The 17114-nt window shown below is 63.4% G+C and carries 14 protein-coding genes; 2 read left to right on the forward strand and 12 right to left on the reverse strand.

The genetic code is table 11. The features are described from left to right. Positions 1 to 47 precede the first annotated feature (47 nt). Positions 48 to 1973, forward strand: coding sequence for a sensor histidine kinase (locus MJ205_RS19440; protein WP_239809956.1), 1926 nt, complete (start codon positions 48 to 50; stop codon positions 1971 to 1973). Positions 1974 to 2098: 125 nt separating this feature from the next. Here the strand turns inward: MJ205_RS19440 and MJ205_RS19445 are convergent, their stop codons facing one another. From MJ205_RS19445 to MJ205_RS19500, 12 genes are all read right to left on the reverse strand, one after another. After that, positions 2099 to 7975, reverse strand: coding sequence for a PilC/PilY family type IV pilus protein (locus MJ205_RS19445; protein WP_239809957.1), 5877 nt, complete (start codon positions 7973 to 7975; stop codon positions 2099 to 2101). A gap of 81 nt (positions 7976 to 8056) precedes the next feature. Then, positions 8057 to 8641, reverse strand: coding sequence for a pilus assembly PilX family protein (locus MJ205_RS19450; RefSeq protein ID WP_239809958.1), 585 nt, complete (start codon positions 8639 to 8641; stop codon positions 8057 to 8059). After that, complete coding sequence (locus MJ205_RS19455) at positions 8638 to 9633, reverse strand: PilW family protein (RefSeq protein WP_239809959.1); 996 nt, start codon at positions 9631 to 9633, stop codon at positions 8638 to 8640. The genes MJ205_RS19450 and MJ205_RS19455 overlap by 4 nt, the downstream gene beginning before the upstream one ends. 205 nt (positions 9634 to 9838) lie before the next feature. Next, entirely contained in the window at positions 9839 to 10348 is a 510-nt protein-coding gene (locus MJ205_RS19460) for a hypothetical protein (protein WP_239809960.1), read from the reverse strand. Positions 10349 to 10356: 8 nt separating this feature from the next. Further along, positions 10357 to 10857, reverse strand: a complete 501-nt coding sequence (locus MJ205_RS19465) for a GspH/FimT family pseudopilin (RefSeq protein ID WP_239809961.1) — start codon at positions 10855 to 10857, stop codon at positions 10357 to 10359. Further along, the gene (locus tag MJ205_RS19470; RefSeq protein WP_305852701.1) at positions 10857 to 11351 is read right to left on the reverse strand and encodes a type IV pilin protein; all 495 of its coding nucleotides are present in this window, start codon (positions 11349 to 11351) and stop codon (positions 10857 to 10859) included. The genes MJ205_RS19465 and MJ205_RS19470 overlap by 1 nt, the downstream gene beginning before the upstream one ends. 672 nt (positions 11352 to 12023) lie before the next feature. Continuing rightward, positions 12024 to 13016 (reverse strand): metal ABC transporter substrate-binding protein, encoded by a 993-nt coding sequence (locus MJ205_RS19480; protein WP_239809962.1) that lies wholly within the window; start codon positions 13014 to 13016, stop codon positions 12024 to 12026. Continuing rightward, a complete protein-coding gene (locus MJ205_RS19485) occupies positions 13013 to 13903 on the reverse strand; it encodes a metal ABC transporter permease (protein WP_239809963.1) in 891 nt (296 codons plus the stop codon). Before MJ205_RS19485 ends, MJ205_RS19480 begins: the two co-directional genes overlap by 4 nt. Next, the gene (locus tag MJ205_RS19490; RefSeq protein WP_239809964.1) at positions 13903 to 14634 is read right to left on the reverse strand and encodes a metal ABC transporter ATP-binding protein; all 732 of its coding nucleotides are present in this window, start codon (positions 14632 to 14634) and stop codon (positions 13903 to 13905) included. The genes MJ205_RS19485 and MJ205_RS19490 overlap by 1 nt, the downstream gene beginning before the upstream one ends. After that, complete coding sequence (locus MJ205_RS23705) at positions 14634 to 14762, reverse strand: hypothetical protein (protein WP_256460943.1); 129 nt, start codon at positions 14760 to 14762, stop codon at positions 14634 to 14636. Before MJ205_RS23705 ends, MJ205_RS19490 begins: the two co-directional genes overlap by 1 nt. A gap of 201 nt (positions 14763 to 14963) precedes the next feature. After that, positions 14964 to 15392, reverse strand: a complete 429-nt coding sequence (locus MJ205_RS19495) for a Fur family transcriptional regulator (RefSeq protein ID WP_239809965.1) — start codon at positions 15390 to 15392, stop codon at positions 14964 to 14966. A gap of 39 nt (positions 15393 to 15431) precedes the next feature. Further along, a complete protein-coding gene (locus tag MJ205_RS19500) occupies positions 15432 to 15674 on the reverse strand; it encodes a hypothetical protein (RefSeq protein WP_239809966.1) in 243 nt (80 codons plus the stop codon). 175 nt (positions 15675 to 15849) lie between these two features. Between MJ205_RS19500 and zigA the strand changes: the two genes are divergently transcribed. Continuing rightward, positions 15850 to 17091, forward strand: coding sequence for a zinc metallochaperone GTPase ZigA (gene zigA, locus MJ205_RS19505; RefSeq protein WP_239809967.1), 1242 nt, complete (start codon positions 15850 to 15852; stop codon positions 17089 to 17091). Positions 17092 to 17114: the final 23 nt, after the last annotated feature.

Below are 17114 nucleotides of genomic sequence, written 5' to 3' on the forward strand. Positions count from 1 at the left end.
GGGCGTATCTGCTCGCACTGTGGTTTTGGCTGTGGGCAGGGCCGGCCATGGCCCAACAGCCGCCATCGGGCACCAGCAACGTGGCCAGCTGCAGCGTGCGGATTCTGCAGACCGATGCCGCCCGCGCCAGCACGCTCAACCCCGCCCTGCCCGCCCCGGCCGATGGCTGGGAGCCGGTCACGCTGCCCGATCTGTGGACCAGCCGCTGGCCCACGCACGATGGCGCCGTCTGGTACCGCATTGCCTGGGAACGCGCCTGTGATGGCCCACCGCAGGTGCTCGATGCCGAGTCTGCCGTGGCACCGACGGCGGTTGCGCTGGGCATCGATGGCATCAGCGTGGCGGGAGCGGTCTATGTGAACCATGACCTGCTGTGGAGCGATGCCTCGCTGGTCGAGCCGCTGTCGCGCAGCTGGAATGTGCCGCGCTGGTGGCTGCTGCCGGAATCGACGCTGCAGCCAGGCACCAATACCATCTATGTCTACGCGGTCGGCCACCGGGCGCTGAGCCCCGGCCTGGGCCAGCTGCGCCTGGGCACGCCGCAGGAAGTAGCCGATGTACAAGCGGGCAAGCAATGGCGCCAGCGCACGGTCTACTTTGTCAATGCCGTGCTCTGTGCCATGGCGGGTGTGCTGTTTTTCAGCATCTGGCTGCTGCAGCGCAAGGCCCGCACCTATGGCTGGTTTGCGCTGATGGCCCTGTGCTGGATGCTGTACCTGAGCACCTACCTGGCGGGCACCCAGTGGCCCTGGCCCGATTCGCTGACCCGCAGCCGCTTCAGCCTTATTGCCTTGCTCGGCTATGTGCTGAGCGTGTGCATTTTCACATTCCGCTTTGGTGCGCAGAAGCTGCCCTGGGTGGAGCGCTTTTTGTGGCTGCTGGCCTTCATCGGCGCTGCCATCACCTGCCTGGTGCCGCCCGAGCATGCACGCCAGGGCTTCAGCCTGGTGTGGCAGGGCGCGACGGCGGTGTTCCTGGTCAATGGGCTGCAGTTCCAGGTCCATGCCTGGTTTCCGCGCAAACGGCCGCGCAATCTGGCGCATATCCTGCTCGCCTGCATCTGGCTGCTGCTGACCTTGGTGGCGCTGAACAACCTCTATTCGGTATTGGACCGCTGGCAGGTGGCGCGCGACTGGGCGGCGCTCAGCGGCGTGCTGGTGATCGGCCTGCTGATGCTGCTGCTGGGCGGCCAGCTGGTACGGCAGATGCACGAGGTGCGGCGCTTCAACCGCGAGCTGAAGGTGGGCGTGGAATCGGCCCGCAGCGAGCTGGCCCAGGCCCTGCAGCGCGAGCATCTGCAGGCGCTGGAGAACGCGAAGTTGCAGGAGCGCATGGCCCTGGCCCATGACCTGCATGATGGCCTGGGCGGCAGCCTGGTGCGCAGCATGGCGCTGGTGGAGCAGTCGCCCGACACCATCAGCAGCGCGCGCGTGCTGTCGCTGCTCAAAGGCATGCGCGACGACCTCAACCAGCTGATCGACTACGGCTCCAGCGCTGGCGCGGCAGTGCCTGAGACCCCTGTGCAATGGGCCGCACCGCTGCGCCACCGCATCACCCGCATCCTCGATGAGATTGGTGTGCAGACGCACTGGAGCATTGCCGCGCAATGGCAGGGCACGGTCGAAGAAGGCAAGCGCCCCAATGCGCTGCAGTGCCTGCTGCTGACCCGGCTGGTGGAGGAGGCGCTGTCCAACGTCATCAAGCACAGCCATGCCAGCAAGGTGCGGGTGGAGTATTCACAGCCCAAGCCCAACCAGCTGCTGGTGCGGGTCGAGGACGATGGCGTGGGCTTTGATGTGCAGGCGGTGCAGCGCGCTGGCCAATCGGTGGGCATGCGCAGCATGGCCGCACGCGCCCAGCGCCTGGGCGCCAGCTTCAGCGTGCAATCGAGCCCTGCCGGGACAATGGTGACGGCGGTACTGCAGCTGGGCACCGGTTTGCCGGCGGCGGCGCCGGGGGCGGAGCCCCGGTGAGTGCTGGGCCCCATCCCCGAACGCCTGACCAGCCACAGCGCCTACCGTACGCTGAACGGTAAAAAAGGCCACCACAGATAAAACTCTGTGGTGGCCTTTGATTTTACGTGTGAGCGGCTCAGTGCTTAGTTGGTCACCGCCTCGCGCCAGCTGATGCGTTTACCCTGTGGCTTGGGGGTCGCCACGGGGATGACGATATCAATCGGCGTTCCCACGACACCGGTCTGGATGTGGCTGGTCACGGTGCCATCCCGGTTAGCCGTCAGCGCATTGCCGACGATCATCGTATCGGGTACCTGCTCGCCAGCGGGGCCGCCTTCCGGGTTGCCGTTTACCGCCAACCCTGTCTCAAAGTTGAGGTAGTTGAGCCAGCCATAGCCGCCTGCCAGGCAAGGCTCGTCGGATGGCACATTGCTGGCCACCACCAAGGTGGTGCCGGCCAACAGCATATTGACGTTCACCCGTTCACGATCGATGGGCAGATCGACATACCAGCCTTTGCGGCGGTCATTGCAGACGGCATGGTCACGGCTTGCGCAGCGCAGCGTACGGACAATCTTGCCGGTCACATCGGTGGTCGCCCTGAGCTCGGATTTCTTGAGGTCTGCCCGGAAGGCGGGACCGCTCATGGCATAGCCTTCCGGCTTGTCATCAAAGCCGTAAATCGATTGCCGCTTGTCGTCCGTCATATCCGCTGGGCCAAACAAGCGGCCGGTGGCGACCAGAATGCGCGGCAGCTGCGTGCCGCCTTGTACCAGCTCTACCCGTGTGGTGACGGGTTGTGGCTGCCCGCCGTCGTCGGTCAACCGTACCACGCGCTGCACTTGGAACTGGCTCGCGGCCACATCCCACTGGAAACGCCAGACATTGCCGTCCAGATCGCCGCCATAGAGCAAGCGGGTGGTGTTGTCGCCGGCAGGGTCGCGCAAGTAGTTGTTGATCTCACGCAGGCCGGTGCCGCTGGGGGTGGTCATTTGCGCGATGGTCGCGCCGGTGCTGGCATTGAGCACAAACACATGGTTCTTGCCATCGGCATTGTTGTAGCCCGAGGTGAGGAACACCGCCCAGGTGCCATTGGGGTGTTTGGAGACCATAGGCCGGCCAAAGCTCAGGCCCATCTCGGGCAGGCTGGCTTCCCACAGCGGCTGGGGTTGCAGCGGGTTGGTGATGTCGAGCGCGTAGTAGCCCTTGCCCCCCTTGTTGAAGCCGCCGACAAGGATGGTCTTCCAGGCGCTGCCGTCGTGGATATCGGCCACGACGGGCGAGCCATCGACAAAGTAGCGGTGGGCACTGTCGTAGTCCACACTGGCCAGGCGTGCCATTTCGGGCATCACGGCGGTGGGGACAAAGGCCCAGGCTTCGCGCGCGGCCACGGGTACCGTTCGGCCGCCAATGGTTTCTGTCTTGCGCAGATCGGTTTCGGCATGGAAGGCATGCAGCATGCCGTCATTGCCGCCCACATACACCATGGGCCTGCGGTTTTGCTGGCTCAGGCGGTAGGCGGCATACCCGGCATCGCGGTAGCGGCGCGTGGGCTTGCCCACGTACAGGGGTTGCGAGCTAATGATGTCGCCCAGGCGGCTTTCACGCGGGCGGTAAAGCTTGCGCACATCGCCCAGCGCAAAGTCTTCCAGGCTGCGGTCACCGCGCAGGTAGTTCACCAGATTGGCGCCTTGGGCGGCCTCCTTTTGCGCATCGTTCATCTGCGCGTACTGGGCCAGGCGGGTGCTGATGGCGGACGCTTCGAAATGGCTGCGCAGGCTGCCCAGGTTGGCGTAGGTAAATTCGGCCAGCCTGCCCCCGTTCATGAACAGAATGCGTCGGTTGTCAGTTGCCAGGTCGCGCCTGTCCAGCGCATCCTTGGCCGACCAGCCTTCGATTTGCGTGCGTTTGCCGGAGCTGAGGCCAATCTCAAAAGCCTGCAGATCGCCCGACCAGCGGCCAGTGCGGTAGGTGGCGGCATAGGCAAAGTTGTTGCCCGCTTCGGTGATCGGCGAGGTCACGCCCACGCTGCCGCCAGAGCCCAGCGCCGCGCGGATATCGGCAAACACCTCTGCCAGGCCGGACTGGATGGCTGATGGATCATTGGCGCTGAAATACAGGCCCCGGCCATTGACGGCCGTGTGCCAGAAGTCATCGATGGATTCCGGGCTCTCCTCATTGGCCCCTTCACGCGGCCAGATGGGCCAGGTTTTGAGGCCGCTGCGCAGATCGGCAAAGTCGCCCGCGCCAGCCTTGTAGTCCTTGTGGTACTTCAACGTGCCCGATACCCCCATGCCGATCACATAGGTGCTCATGTGCTGCCAGGTGGCCTTGTCATCCTCGGCCCCTGTGCCCACCGGCCGCACCTGGTTGGGCCAGCCGCGTGGGGTACTGTTCTCGTCACCGGGGCGCAGATCGGTGGCGTAGTAGTACTGCGCCACATCGGCCAGCGAATTGCTGCTGCCGCCCGTAGCCGGGTTCAGGTGGTCCTCGTTGCAGGGCAGGCTGCCGCAGCGGGTGTGCGTTGCTGGCAACGCGGCCCAGGGGGCTGTGCCGGGCTGGGGTCTTCCGGCGGGCGGCAGTTGCTGCGCGGGTTCAAGCGGATAGCAGATCGCAGGCGATTCCAGGTCGCCATTGAACGCGACCCGTCCTGGAGGGCTGACCAGGGTACGGCCCGTTTCGGCGGTACCTGTCAGGGTCACATGGTCGGTCCAGCGGTGGCCGCTGTAGACCTTCTTTCTGCCGGTGACCTCTTCGCAGGTCTCTGCCGGGCAGCGGGCTGGTCTGGTGGGATAAATCTCCGTGGAACCCACACCCACACCACTGCAGTCGGTCACCTTGCGGGTATAGCGGTTATAGCCAGGCACGCACAACTCACCTTGGGGCACGTCAATCGTTACAGGGCCTTCCTTCACGCACAGGTACTCCACGCCATTGGCATCGGTGCTCTCTTCGCAGGCAGCGAATTCAGCTTCAGACTGCAGGTAAGTCACACCATCGGAGGTGCTTCCGTCGAAGGAATAACAAGCGCTTGTGACATAGTCGTTTTCTGGCCTTGGCTGCGGTCCGAAGGGCAGATTTGCCAACCGGGCTGCGCAGGTGCCATAGCGCATGTCTTCTCCAGAATTTCTAAAAACGCACAGACCCAGTTTTTTATACCCGTCCACAATCGGATCTGTGCAGTTGGGAACATTTCGTTCCGGATCCGATTGTCCCTCGCAGGAGGTCCGCACCCAATCGGGGGCCCTGGGTGCATTGACGACACAGGCAGAAACCAGTTCGGGCTCGCTACTCACCTGTTGGCACACGCTGTAGATACAACCGTTTTCTGGCGTCGCGACCTGCGGGGTGCAAGTGGCAGGGTTGGCGGGTGTGGGCGACGGCGGCAGCAGGCCTTCCTTGCCACGGGCCGGCGTGCAAAAACCCGATTCCGGTGGTTGAACCGGGGTGTTTTGGCACTCTGTGCCGACCCAGCCATTAGAAAAACTGGGTGCCACTGGCGTGCAGGAGGCCACGCCGCGCCAGGGGGTGGTGCGCCGCTCACAACTCAAGTCATAGTCAGGACCGATCCCCTCACTACAAGTGTTCGTCGGCGGGCCCCAGACGCTCTGGGCATCGGTGCAACTGACGGCATAGTCACCCTCGATGCCTGCCTGACAGTTGCGCGACGCAACCGTACTGCTCTGCGGTATGCCTCGGCCTGCGCACCGCACGTCGATGCGGCCCGGCTGGTCAGGCAGTGAACCGGGTTGGCAGGACGCGACCATTTCCGAAGCACTTTGCTGCGTGCATTCGGTGTAGGTGTTGCTCGCAGCGTCCCATGCCGGCGTGCTGGTCACTTGGCAGCTGTTGTCGGTCTCTCCTTCAAACCCATTGACTGCTTCGCGCGCACAACTGGTATGGCGAAAGCCGTTGGCCTGGGTGCCAGCTTCGCTGATGCACTGCTCTTCTGACACATAGCTTTCCTGGCGGTGGCTGCTGTCGCAATTGCTGTATTGCACCAAAGCCGTGTTGCCCCCAGCGGCCCGGATAGCGGCAGCCAGTTGGGGATGCAGGTTATTGCAGGTCAGTACCGGGCCGCTATAGGCGGGAACGGCGACGCCTTCGCAAGCAATGGTGCCCACGCCCGGTACAAACTGGCCATTGCGGCTGCACATCGAGATGCCGACATCTTCTTGGCGGGGGCCATCGCACTCCACGTTGTAATCACCAGCCATGCCGGGGGTACAAGCCTGTACCACTTTCCAGCTGTCCCCGCCGCGCGGCTCCACCGTACAGCCGCTGGGAAAGGCTTCGCAGACCGACTTGTCCGTGGTCTTCAACTCCACTTCGCCCTGCGCCGGGTCTTTGTACCAGTAGAAGTAGCGCTTCTCGCGCACTTGAGTGGCTGTGGCCCGCGCCCAAGGCGTCTGGGTTTCGGTACTCCAAGTGGTGGTGAGCTTGTTACGGTACTGCTTTTTATTGATGTAGTTCCAACTCAGGCGCTGCTGGTGCAGGTTCTTGGTAACCGTGTGCCTGCCCTGGGCAGTCCAGTACTGGCGGGTGCTCATCAGGTCATTGCCGATCGAGGCCGGCGCTTTGCGGAAGATCTGCATGCTCTGGCTGACTTCCTTGCGCCACCAGATTAGATTGCCGTAATACCATTGTTGATAAAAGTTGTCCTTTTTAGCGACTCGCTTATAGATCGTCTCGGTCTTGGTGCCTCCCCCAGGCACCGTCACTCTCCAGCCAAGCCTGCAGCTGGCCAGTGCGTAATCGACATCGGCATCGTGCGCCAGGCGGTAGCCACTGACCGAACCATCGTAAATAGGACGCGGAATCAAGCCCTCTGGCGGCGTCAGACCCAGCGGCGGGCCGTCTTGCTGGCCGACCAGGGTCACGCCATCGATCTGCACCGGGCCTCTGCCCTTGGTCTCCTGGCCGGTGTTCCAGTAGCCGTCGGTGGTGACGATGGTGTAGTGGCGCTGGCAGGCGGAGATGACGGGGTCGACAAAGGGCAGCATCGTGTCGTTGATGCTGTCGCTTTTGCCGGCGTAGTAGCGGCCCACACGGGCCAGGGCCTCGCGCGTGGGGGAGGTGCCCCCGGTTTTGGCGCTCTGGATGGTCTGGAACCAGGTCTGCTTGTCGGTGCCCCAGAAATCCTTCACCGGCAGGAAGTGGCTGTGCGCGCCCGAGCCGGGCTTGGCCACCGTCATGAAGCCGATGCGGAAGTTGTCGTTCAGCGTGCCAAAGGCCAGGCTGACGGAGGACTTGGCCATGTTGATGCGCGTGCGGTAGTAGCTGTACCAGATGGCAAAGTTGCGCTCTTTTGCCGCCGTGATCCTCACGCGCGACCAGCGCCCCGTCACACGACCATTGGGCACCCCGCTGACAAACATGTTGACCAAGTCGCTGACTTGCACGCTGCCGTCATCGTCAAACAGTTTGGGCTCTGCGGGCCAGGTACAGGTTTCTTCGCGTTCCCAGCTGGGCATGGTGGGGAAGCGGCTGTCGCGAGGCGTCCAAACGAAGTGATAGGCACGCTGCGGTGGATCGACGTAGAGGTCACGGCTGCGCGTATTAGCGTCGTATGCCTGAAATGAGGTGGCGAGATTGACGACGCCCTGCGACTGGTCGTAGCCGTCCTTCCAAGCTGCGGAGAAAGTGGGCACGGGCATGTCGGTGGTGCCATCGGCCTGCTTGGGCAGCGGGTAGCTGGTATCGGGGTTGTAGTAAAGCGCGTTGCACAGCGCGCTTTTGTAGCCCACCGGGAAGTACTTGGTTTCACGCCGCTCCCAGCCATCGGGCATGTGGCTCCATTTCATCGAATCCGAGGTGTCGAGCAGCAGCATCACATTGGGCTTGGTCTGGTCGCCCAGAATGCCCAGCGGGACATCGGCAATATCGACCGCATCGCTGGATGTGGAGTCGGCGGCTGCGTTACTGGCAAACAAGCCAGCCACTACGGTGGCAGCAGCGAGCATGGCCCACAGGCTTGCGGCCCGGGGCCATCGCAGCGGGGGTTTGAATTTTTGAAGCATTTCCCTCTCCTTGGTTCTCGTCGTTGGCTGCTGCCCGGGAGTAAGGGCCATGCCAGGGGGCGCGCCTGCGCGCTGCCGTCATCAATACACGGTCATCTGCACATAGCTCACGGTGGCGCGCGGGCCCACTGCACGCGCGCTGATGCGGTACATGGGCCGGTCATTGCAGGGCACTACGCTGCCAGGGCTGTCGGATGAGCCGGGGCAGCCGGTGCCTTCGGGTGCCACGCACGATTGGCCTGCGGCATTCAGTGGGCCCGCTGCGCTGCACAGGCGATGGATCATGTAGCGCACTTCATTGCCCAAGCCGTCATCGGCGGTGGCTTGTTTGCCACTGGCATCCCATAGCAGCTCCTTGGCCGCGACCCTGGGGTCGAAGCTGGCAAAGTAGCCTGCGCCGGCGTTGTCACCGTCCAGCGCCGCGCCGTTTTGCGACAGCTGATCGAGTTGTGCCAGCCCATACTCCAGGCCCAGGTCGGCACCGGTAGTGGCTGTTTGTTTGAGTGCCAGGCTGCCCGCGATGGAAGAGCCCGTCGTGGTGGTACGCACCAGCGCCAGGCTGGTGAGCGTCATTACCAAAAGCACGACCAGTGCGACCAGCAGCACGACGCCGCGTGCGCTGTGTGGACGCGTGGCGGGAAATGGTTGGCGGTATCGGATCGTCATGGTGCTAGTTGCCCCCACAGGGTGTTGCGCAGCGGGATCACGCTTTCGTAGACGCGGTAGCGGTAGTGCTTCCAGTCCGAGTCGGGCGCGTCGTCATCTGTCCAGAACTGCTTGCTGCCACTGGCCCAGCGTGGTGGGCTTTGGGTGACCTCGTCACGCTCGTATTGTGAGCTGCGTACTACCACCGCTATGCGTACGGCAAGCACCTTCTCCCAGTCCGGTTCGGTGTTGGAGCCGGTCGACGACGGCGAAGCTGTCCACTCAGCCCGGTTGTCAATCTGGCCATCTCCGTTGATGTCATAGCCATACTCCGCCTGAAACCTGAGCACATCGTGTGCGACAGACACACTGCTCTCGCTGGTCTCGTTCAGAAAGTTGTAATAGACCAGCTCATTGCCCTGCAGGCTCCAGACGTGCAACTGCGGCTCGGGACCCAGGTTGTAAAGCGCCCCTTCACCCGGGCTGGTGGTGCCGCCATCTAGCATGTTGCGGCGGCTGCCGCCGTTAAAACGAGGGGTTACGCTCGTTCCGGTGTAGAAGTTGCTATAGCTTCCGGCACCCTGGCTCACGCGCTTGTCGGGATAGGGTTCGCTGCCCGAATCCGTAGCCACCGTGGAGCGGGCGCCAGCGGTGATTTCCATCAGCAAGCACTCTTGGGTATTGGTGTCTGAGGTACCCACGGCCACATCGCCGGCATGCAAGCCGGCATTGGATTTCTCCATGCTGAAGACGCCGTTGGCACTGGCCTCGTAGCGTGAGCCCATCACCATGTTGGCGGACGAGCCGGTGAGCACCCACAACTGCGTATTTCCACTGGTGGCTGTGATACGCACAGGCACTAGCGGGAACGTAAAGGCGCGGCCATTGTTATGCGCCTGCACCGAGCAGCCCAAATGCCGAGGCTCCATCGAAGCAAAGCCCAGGCCGGCGGAGCGAATATCACGCTCGATGCTGAATAGCGCCAATGCGCCAGCGGTTTGGGCGTTGCTCACAGAGGAGACCGTACGGCGCTGCTTCTCTGACACGCCATAGAGCTGGTAGATGACAAGCATGCTGGCCAGGCCAATAGCTAGGCCAATCAGGATTTCGATGATGGAAAAACCAGCTTGGCCTTGTAGCGAGCGTTGCGGATGGCGGCATCCTGCAAGCCGGATCCGTTGCAACCAGGCCATGCTGCCTGTGTCCATAGGATGGAGGCTAGTGCACATAGGCCTGAATCTGGTAATTGCGCAATGCCGCGTCCTGCGGAGACAGCCAGCACAGCGTGACCGTCACTTGGTTCAACCCATTGCTGGTATTCACCAAAATCTGCTGCCTTGTCGGCACTCCACCTGGGAGGCCCTGCACATGTTGTGGGCCACCTCGCGCGGCAGACAGCAAATTGAGGACGTCGACGTTTTCTGCCTGCTTCCCGCTGAAACTGCAAAGCTCCAGGCTGCCATCCGGCTGGTGCTGCATATTTTGCAGAGATGCAGCCAGCGCCTCAGGCGAGCTGCGATCCACCCGAAGCGAGATGGCCTGCACAATCTGGGCTGCATACATGCCTGCCTCAGTGCGGTAATGCGCCTGGCCCGACCAGTTGACCGATCGCGCAGTAAGCCCGGCAATGCCCAGAATGCCAAACACGATGATCATGATGGCGACCAATGACTCGATCAGCATCATGCCCCGCTGGCCACTTGCCGCCGCATATGCAGGCGCGGTCATACGAGGCATCAGCATTTCCGGTTGTCTCCGTCGGCACTGACCGCTGGGTCACACATGCGCACCTGGCCACCGGGCGAGATAAGCACGCGCAGACAGCGCTGGGCGCCACTGTCTTCGAGACAGGTCGCATTGGTGGGCTTGAAGTTCACCGCATTGGCTTGCGGGGTCCGGCCCACGCTGTCAAAGGTGACGGTGCTTTGTTCCGCCTCCACAGTCAGGCCGGTTGCACTTTCCACGGTTTTGCTGGCGATTTGTGAGTTGCCTACCGTGACTGTCCAGCCCAGGTTGCTGTCAGTCATGCCAAGGGCCACATAGGCATTGCGGCGCAGCGCTTCGGCCCGCGCCAGTTGCGCACCATCGTAGTAGGCTTGGGCGGCCGCGCGGATTTTGGAATCGAGGATGTAAACGGAGACCGATGGAATCGCCAACAACAGCAAAAAGACGGTGAGGGCCAAGCCCACCATCAGCTCGATCAGGGTAACGCCTTGGCTATAGCGAAACGTAGCCATCAGCAGCTCCCGTCTCTTCGGATGGACCAGCAGCCCGTGCCTTTGGTCCAGCCAGGTGGCACGCTGGCGGTATTGCGGGCACCTTCGTGGGTCAGGACAAATTCGAAGCCCAACATAGATCCCTTGCCGGTTGCCCTGACGGTGTAGCTGCTCCCCCGCGGATCGCACCTGTAGCCCCAGCGTTTGGTATCCGATGGCTGGGCAGCTATCTTGCTTTCACAAGCATTTCGGTACGTCCGGTTATCCTGGTAGAACTGCTCCATCTTGGCGCCCATATCGGCCAACGGAGTGATGCCTTCCACAATCTGGCCCCGCTTGATGTACTCGCTGTAGCTGGGCAAGGCAATCGCCGACAGAATCGCCACAATGGCGACCACAATCATGACCTCGATCAGCGTGAAGCCGCGCCGCGCGGGCGCGATTGCCAGACGCACGGCACGGCGGCTTGCAGGTTGAGCCGGCAGCCGTTGGCCTACTGCTTGAAACACCATCATGACACCCTCCCTCACCCGCTTGCGCGTGGCGCTGCAATCCTCTAGTCCATTGGATGAAGAGATCGCATTGAGGCATGGAGATGAGCAGCCACCGACCCAATCATCAATAGAATTTATTGATATTTAGAAATTCATATTATTTCTAACAAGGCCGCATCATAGGGGATGCCCGGTGGTTTCTTACCAATAACTTACGTCAATAGATATACCAAGATTCAATAACTACGCTGAAGATCAGCGCTGAGTCACGGGCCAGCGGCTCGGCGCTTGGCCGCACCGACATCTGCAGGCAAGGAAGTTTTGATAGCAACGCAGGCAACAAATCATCAGACGCTGGCGTCCACACCGGCAGAGAGCCGCGCCCAGCCCGTAGCCCGGCTTTGCGTGGCGTCGCGGCGCAATGTTGATACATTCAATTTCATGTATCTGCTCACAAAATCCAAAATGCCGTTGCAAATGTGCATCTTGAGAAAGATCAAGCTTACAGATGCGCTGCGGTGGAAGACCACGAGGACAGCCCCGACCACAGCGGCAGTGCAAAGGACCGCCGGTGCAAACCGAGGAGGTAACGCAGCCGGTCGGCTTTGGCGCAGCCGCTAAGAAGCCGGGTGCAGCATACACGCTGCCTGCGTTGGCGCAGGGACAGGCAGCGTGCTCTGCAACCAGCGTTGGTCAGCCCGCTTGCAAGGCCTTGAGCAAGGTGGCAGCGTTGGTCTCGACCATGTCGATATAGGTGGCAGCGGGGCCACCTGCAGGCGACAGCGCATCGGAGTAGAGCCGGCCACCAATGGCAGCACCCGTCTCGCGCGACAGCTGCTCGAGCAGGCGCGGGTCGGAGATGTTCTCCAGGAAAATGGCGCCGATGCGCTCTTCGCGCACCTGCTTGACCAGCGCCGCCATGTCGCGGGCGGAGGGCTCGGATTCAGTCGACAGGCCGCGCACCGGCACAAAGCGCAGGCCATAGGCCTGGGCAAAGTAGCCAAAGGCATCGTGGGTGCTGACGACGGTGCGCCGCGCTGCGGGCACGGCGGCAAAGCGCTGGCGCAGGCTGGCATCCAGCGCAGTCAGGCGGGCAATGTACTGGGTGGCCTGCTGGTCGTAGCGGGCCGCGTTGGCCGGGTCTGCCGTGGCCAGGCCCTTGGCGATATTGCGCACATAGACGATGGCGTTTTTCACGTCCTGCCAGGCATGGGGGTCATTGGGGCCATGGTGGTGGCCGTGCCCATGGTCGTGGTCATGCCCCGCCTTGTTAGCGCCGTGGTCATGCCCGGGGTCCTGTTTGTGATCGTGTCCTTGGCCCTTGGGCAAGGCGCGTACCGCAATGCCCTGCGATGCGATGATCTCCTGGCCTTGGAAGCCTGCGGCCTTCTTGAGGCGCGGCAACCAACCCTCAAAATCCAGGCCATTGGCCACCAGCACCTTGGCCTGCTGCAGCTGGCGCGCCTGCTGCGGCGTGGGCTCAAACACATGGGCATCGCCGTCGGCGCCGACGAGCGCAGAGACGGTCACCAAGTCACCGCCCACCTGGCGCGTCAGATCCTGCAAGATGGAAAAACTGGCCACGACGGGCAGCGGCTGGCCCGCAGCCCAGACGGCGCTGGCCGGCAAGGCGCTGGTCAGCGCCAGCCCCAGCATCGCGCGGCGGTTCAGGTAAAAGTTGCTCATTCGGATACTCCCATTGGTTCAGACACAGAATCGTTGCCCGGCCTGTGGCGCTGCGCGCGCACGCTGCCCAGCCGGCCCAGGCAGAGCGACAGCAGGTACAGGCCGCCAAGGCTCAAGGTGATGGCGGCCGATGCCGCAATGCCCGCGTGGTAGGACAGCAGCAGGCCCAGCACGCTGCCGGCCATCGCGATACCGGTGGACAGCGCCATCTGCAGGCCCACGCCGCGCAGCCAAAACCGCGCACTGGCGGCGGGCAACACCACCAGGGCCACGGCCATCAAGGTGCCCAGCGAATGGAAGCCCCCCACCAGGTTGAGCACGAGCAGCAGCATGAACAGCGCATGGCTGATGCTGCCCATGCGCCCCTGCAGGCGCAAAAAGCCGGGGTCCAGGCATTCCATCAGCAAGGGCCGGTACATCAGCGCCAGGCCCAGCATCGACAGGCTGGCGATGGTGGCGGTCAGGTACAGGGTGGGATCGTCCAGCGCCAGCACCGAGCCGAACAGCACATGCAGCAGATCCACATTGGAGCCGCGCAGCGAGACCAGCAACACGCCCAGCGCCAGCGAGATCAGGTAGAAACCGGCAAAACTTGCGTCTTCGCGCAAGGCGGTGTAGCGGGTCACCACACCCGAGAGCATGGCCACGACCAGGCCCGCGGCCAGGCCGCCGATCGTCATCGCCGGCAGGGACAGGCCAAACAGCAAATAGCCCAGGGCCGCGCCCGGCAAGATGGCATGTGACATGGCGTCGCCCACCAGGCTCATGCGGCGCAGCAGCAAGATGGTGCCCAAGGGCGCAGCGCCCGCACTCAAGGCCAGGCAGCCGGCCAGCGCGCGGCGCATGAAGCCGTAGTCCACAAAGGGATGCCACAACAGCTCGGCCATCATGCACGCCTCCTGGCGGTAGCGCGCGCTGTCAGGTTCGGCAGCACATCGGCGGTGTCGCCCCAGGCCAGCTGCGTCCCCGCCAGTGCCAATGCCTGCGGGAAATACCGCTGCACCATCTCGCGGTCATGCAGCACGGCCAGCACCGTTCTGCCCCGCGCATGCCACTGCTGCAACAGCTGCAGCAGCACATCGACGGAGGGCTCATCAACGCCGGTAAATGGCTCGTCCAGCAAGATCACCGGCGGGTTCTGTACCCAGAGCCGGGCAAAGCGCATGCGCTGAAACTGCCCGCCCGAGAGCTCGGCAATCCAGCGCGGCTGCCAGCCTTGCAGGCCTACCGTGGCCAGCGCTGCACCGATCTGCGCACGCTGCGCATCACTGACCGGCCCCAGCGCGCCGGTTTGCGCCCACAGGCCCAGGCTGACGAAGTCTTCCACACTGATGGGAAAGTCACGCTCCACCTCGCAGGCCTGCGCCAGATAGCCCAGTGCCGCACGCGGATAGCGGCAGCGCAGCGACCCTTGCATGGGCGCAAGCAGCCCCAGCAAGCCCTTGAGCAGGGTCGATTTACCGCCCCCGTTAGGGCCGACGATGGCCGTCATCGATCCGGCGGCAAACTGCCCGCTGACACCGCGCAGTGCCAGCCTGCCGCCATAGCCCAGGCCCAGGTTGGAGAGTTCAAAGTCCACGCTGCAGCCCGGCACTGGCAAAGGGGGAACGGACTGCATCATGGCTGTTGTACCGCCCATGCCACCACGCCCCATAGCAGCGCGCTCAGGCCCAGTGCCAGCAGGCAACGCGCCAGCGCCGAGGCCTGCAAGGCGCTGCGGCGCCTGGTTGTGTGTATTGATCTCATAGCTCGCCCATTCGCAGGTGCCGCGCACCCAGATTGCGCTGGGCGGCACCGGCTAAACACCTGGCACATTTCAAAAATGTGATGTTATAACATCAAAACACCAGACTGGCGAAAAAAGCGCGGCTCTGCCTGACCACGGCGGCCTAGCGGTGCGGGAAGAAACGCGGTACAGGAAAGGGAGAGAAACAGCGATCCGGCGCGCTAAGCGGCGGGCGCAGCAGCGCAGCGGCTGCAGGTGCCATGCATCTCGACATGGGTGCTGCTGGGCCGGAAGCCGTTGGCCTTGGACCAGGTCTTGAGGCGCCGCTCTACCGCAGGCTCCAGGAACTCATCGACCTGGCCGCAGCTATCGCAGATAGCGAACACCACGAGGCCATGGTCATGGCCTTCGGCATGGGCATGCGCGCAGACCACAAAAGAGTTGAGGCTCTCGACCCGGTGCACCAGGCCGTATTCGATCAGCTTGTCCAGCGCGCGGTAGACCTGCTGGGGCGCACGCAGGCCCTCGTCACGCAGCTGGTCCAGCAAGGCATAGGCACTGGCTGGATTGGCCTCACGCGCAAGCGCTTGCAGCACCAGCGCTTGGTGCTTGGTCAACTCGGGCGGGGGCGTTTTGGCGGCTGTGGACATGGTGACAACAAAGGCAGAGGCCCGAGTTTAGCCGCTCTGCTATGCGGACGCCGCCAGCGGGGGCTCCGCAGCGGCGCGCTCCTGCTCTTGGGCGGCTTGCAGCAACCAGCGCTGCACCGCCTGCCAATGCGCATCGCCGTACAGGCGCCTGAAGCGCTGCGTCTCCTCCAACTCCGCATTGCGCCAGACCGCCAGCCGCTGCGCAATGTAGTCCGCGCTCAAGGGGATGCCGCATTCGACGGTGATGCAGTGCCGCCACTGCGCGTAGGTTCGGGGAATCATCGCTGTCCTTTCCACATCTCAACAGCTGCCAACCCCGGTTCCCAGTGAACGCTTGAGAAAATTCAGCTTGATTGTGTTATGTTATAACATATCGCATCACGAACACATGCACCACCCAGCGCTGACCTGGGCATGCAGCAAGCCGCCCGAGCCAGCGCCAACCCCGCATTCCACGATGACTTCCACCACCCTCTTCTCCCCACTGGCAACAGCACGCCCAACCAAGCTCCCCGTCACCGTGCTCTCCGGTTTTCTGGGGGCCGGCAAAACCACGCTCCTCAATCACATCCTGAACAACCGCGAAGGCCGGCGCGTGGCGGTCATCGTCAATGACATGTCCGAAGTCAATATCGACGCCGCCCTGGTGCGCCAGGGCGGGGCTGAGCTGTCGCGCACCGATGAGAAGCTGGTGGAGATGAGCAATGGCTGCATCTGCTGCACCCTGCGCGAGGACCTGCTGGTAGAAGTCAGCCGCCTGGCCCGCGAAGGCCGCTTTGACCAGCTGGTGATCGAGTCCACCGGCATCTCCGAGCCATTGCCGGTGGCCGAGACCTTTACTTTTGCCGGCGAGGACGGCCGCAGCCTGGGCGATGTGGCGCAGCTGGACACGATGGTCACGGTGGTCGATGCCTTCAACTTTCTGCGTGACTACAGCTCGCGCGACCATCTGCGAGCCCGTGGCCAATCGCTGGGGGATGAGGACCAGCGCACCGTGGTCGACCTGCTGGTCGAGCAGATCGAGTTCTGCGATGTGATTGTGCTCAACAAGGCCGACCTGGTGTCTGACGCCGAGCGCGAGCAGCTGATGGGCATCTTGCGGGGCCTGAACCGCCGCGCCCGCATTGAGCTGGCCGTGTTTGGCCAGGTGCCGCTGCACAAGGTGCTGCAAACGGGCCTGTTCGATTTTGAGCAGGCCTCCCAGGCCCCCGGCTGGCTGCAGGAGCTGCGTGGCAGCCACCAGCCCGAGACGGAGGCCTATGGCATTGGCAGCTTTGTCTACCGCGCCCGCCGCCCCTTCCACCCCGAGCGCTTTTTTGCGCTGATCAACCAGGAATGGCCGGGGGTGGTGCGCTCCAAAGGCTTTTTCTGGCTGGCCAGCCACCCGACGTTGGCCGGCCAGTGGTCACAAGCCGGTGCCGTGGCGCGCCACAGCGCCGCCGGCTACTGGTGGGCCGCCGTGCCCGAAGAGCGCTGGCCGCAGGACGCAGAGGCGCTGGCCTTGATACGCCAAGCCTGGGACGACCGCGTAGGCGACGCCCGCCAGGAGCTGGTGTTGATCGGCATGGACATGGACGAGCCGGCGCTGCGCGCGCAGCTGGACAGCTGCCTGCTGAGCGATGCGGAGATGGCGCAGGGGCCCGCGGTGTGGACGGGGTGGCGGCATTCGTTTGTGGATTGGCCCGACAGCAAGATCTAACAGGCACCCACAAGCGCGAAGAC

Origin of the sequence: Comamonas sp. B21-038 (assembly GCF_022387135.1) — a bacterium.
GTDB lineage: Bacteria > Pseudomonadota > Gammaproteobacteria > Burkholderiales > Burkholderiaceae_C > Comamonas > Comamonas sediminis.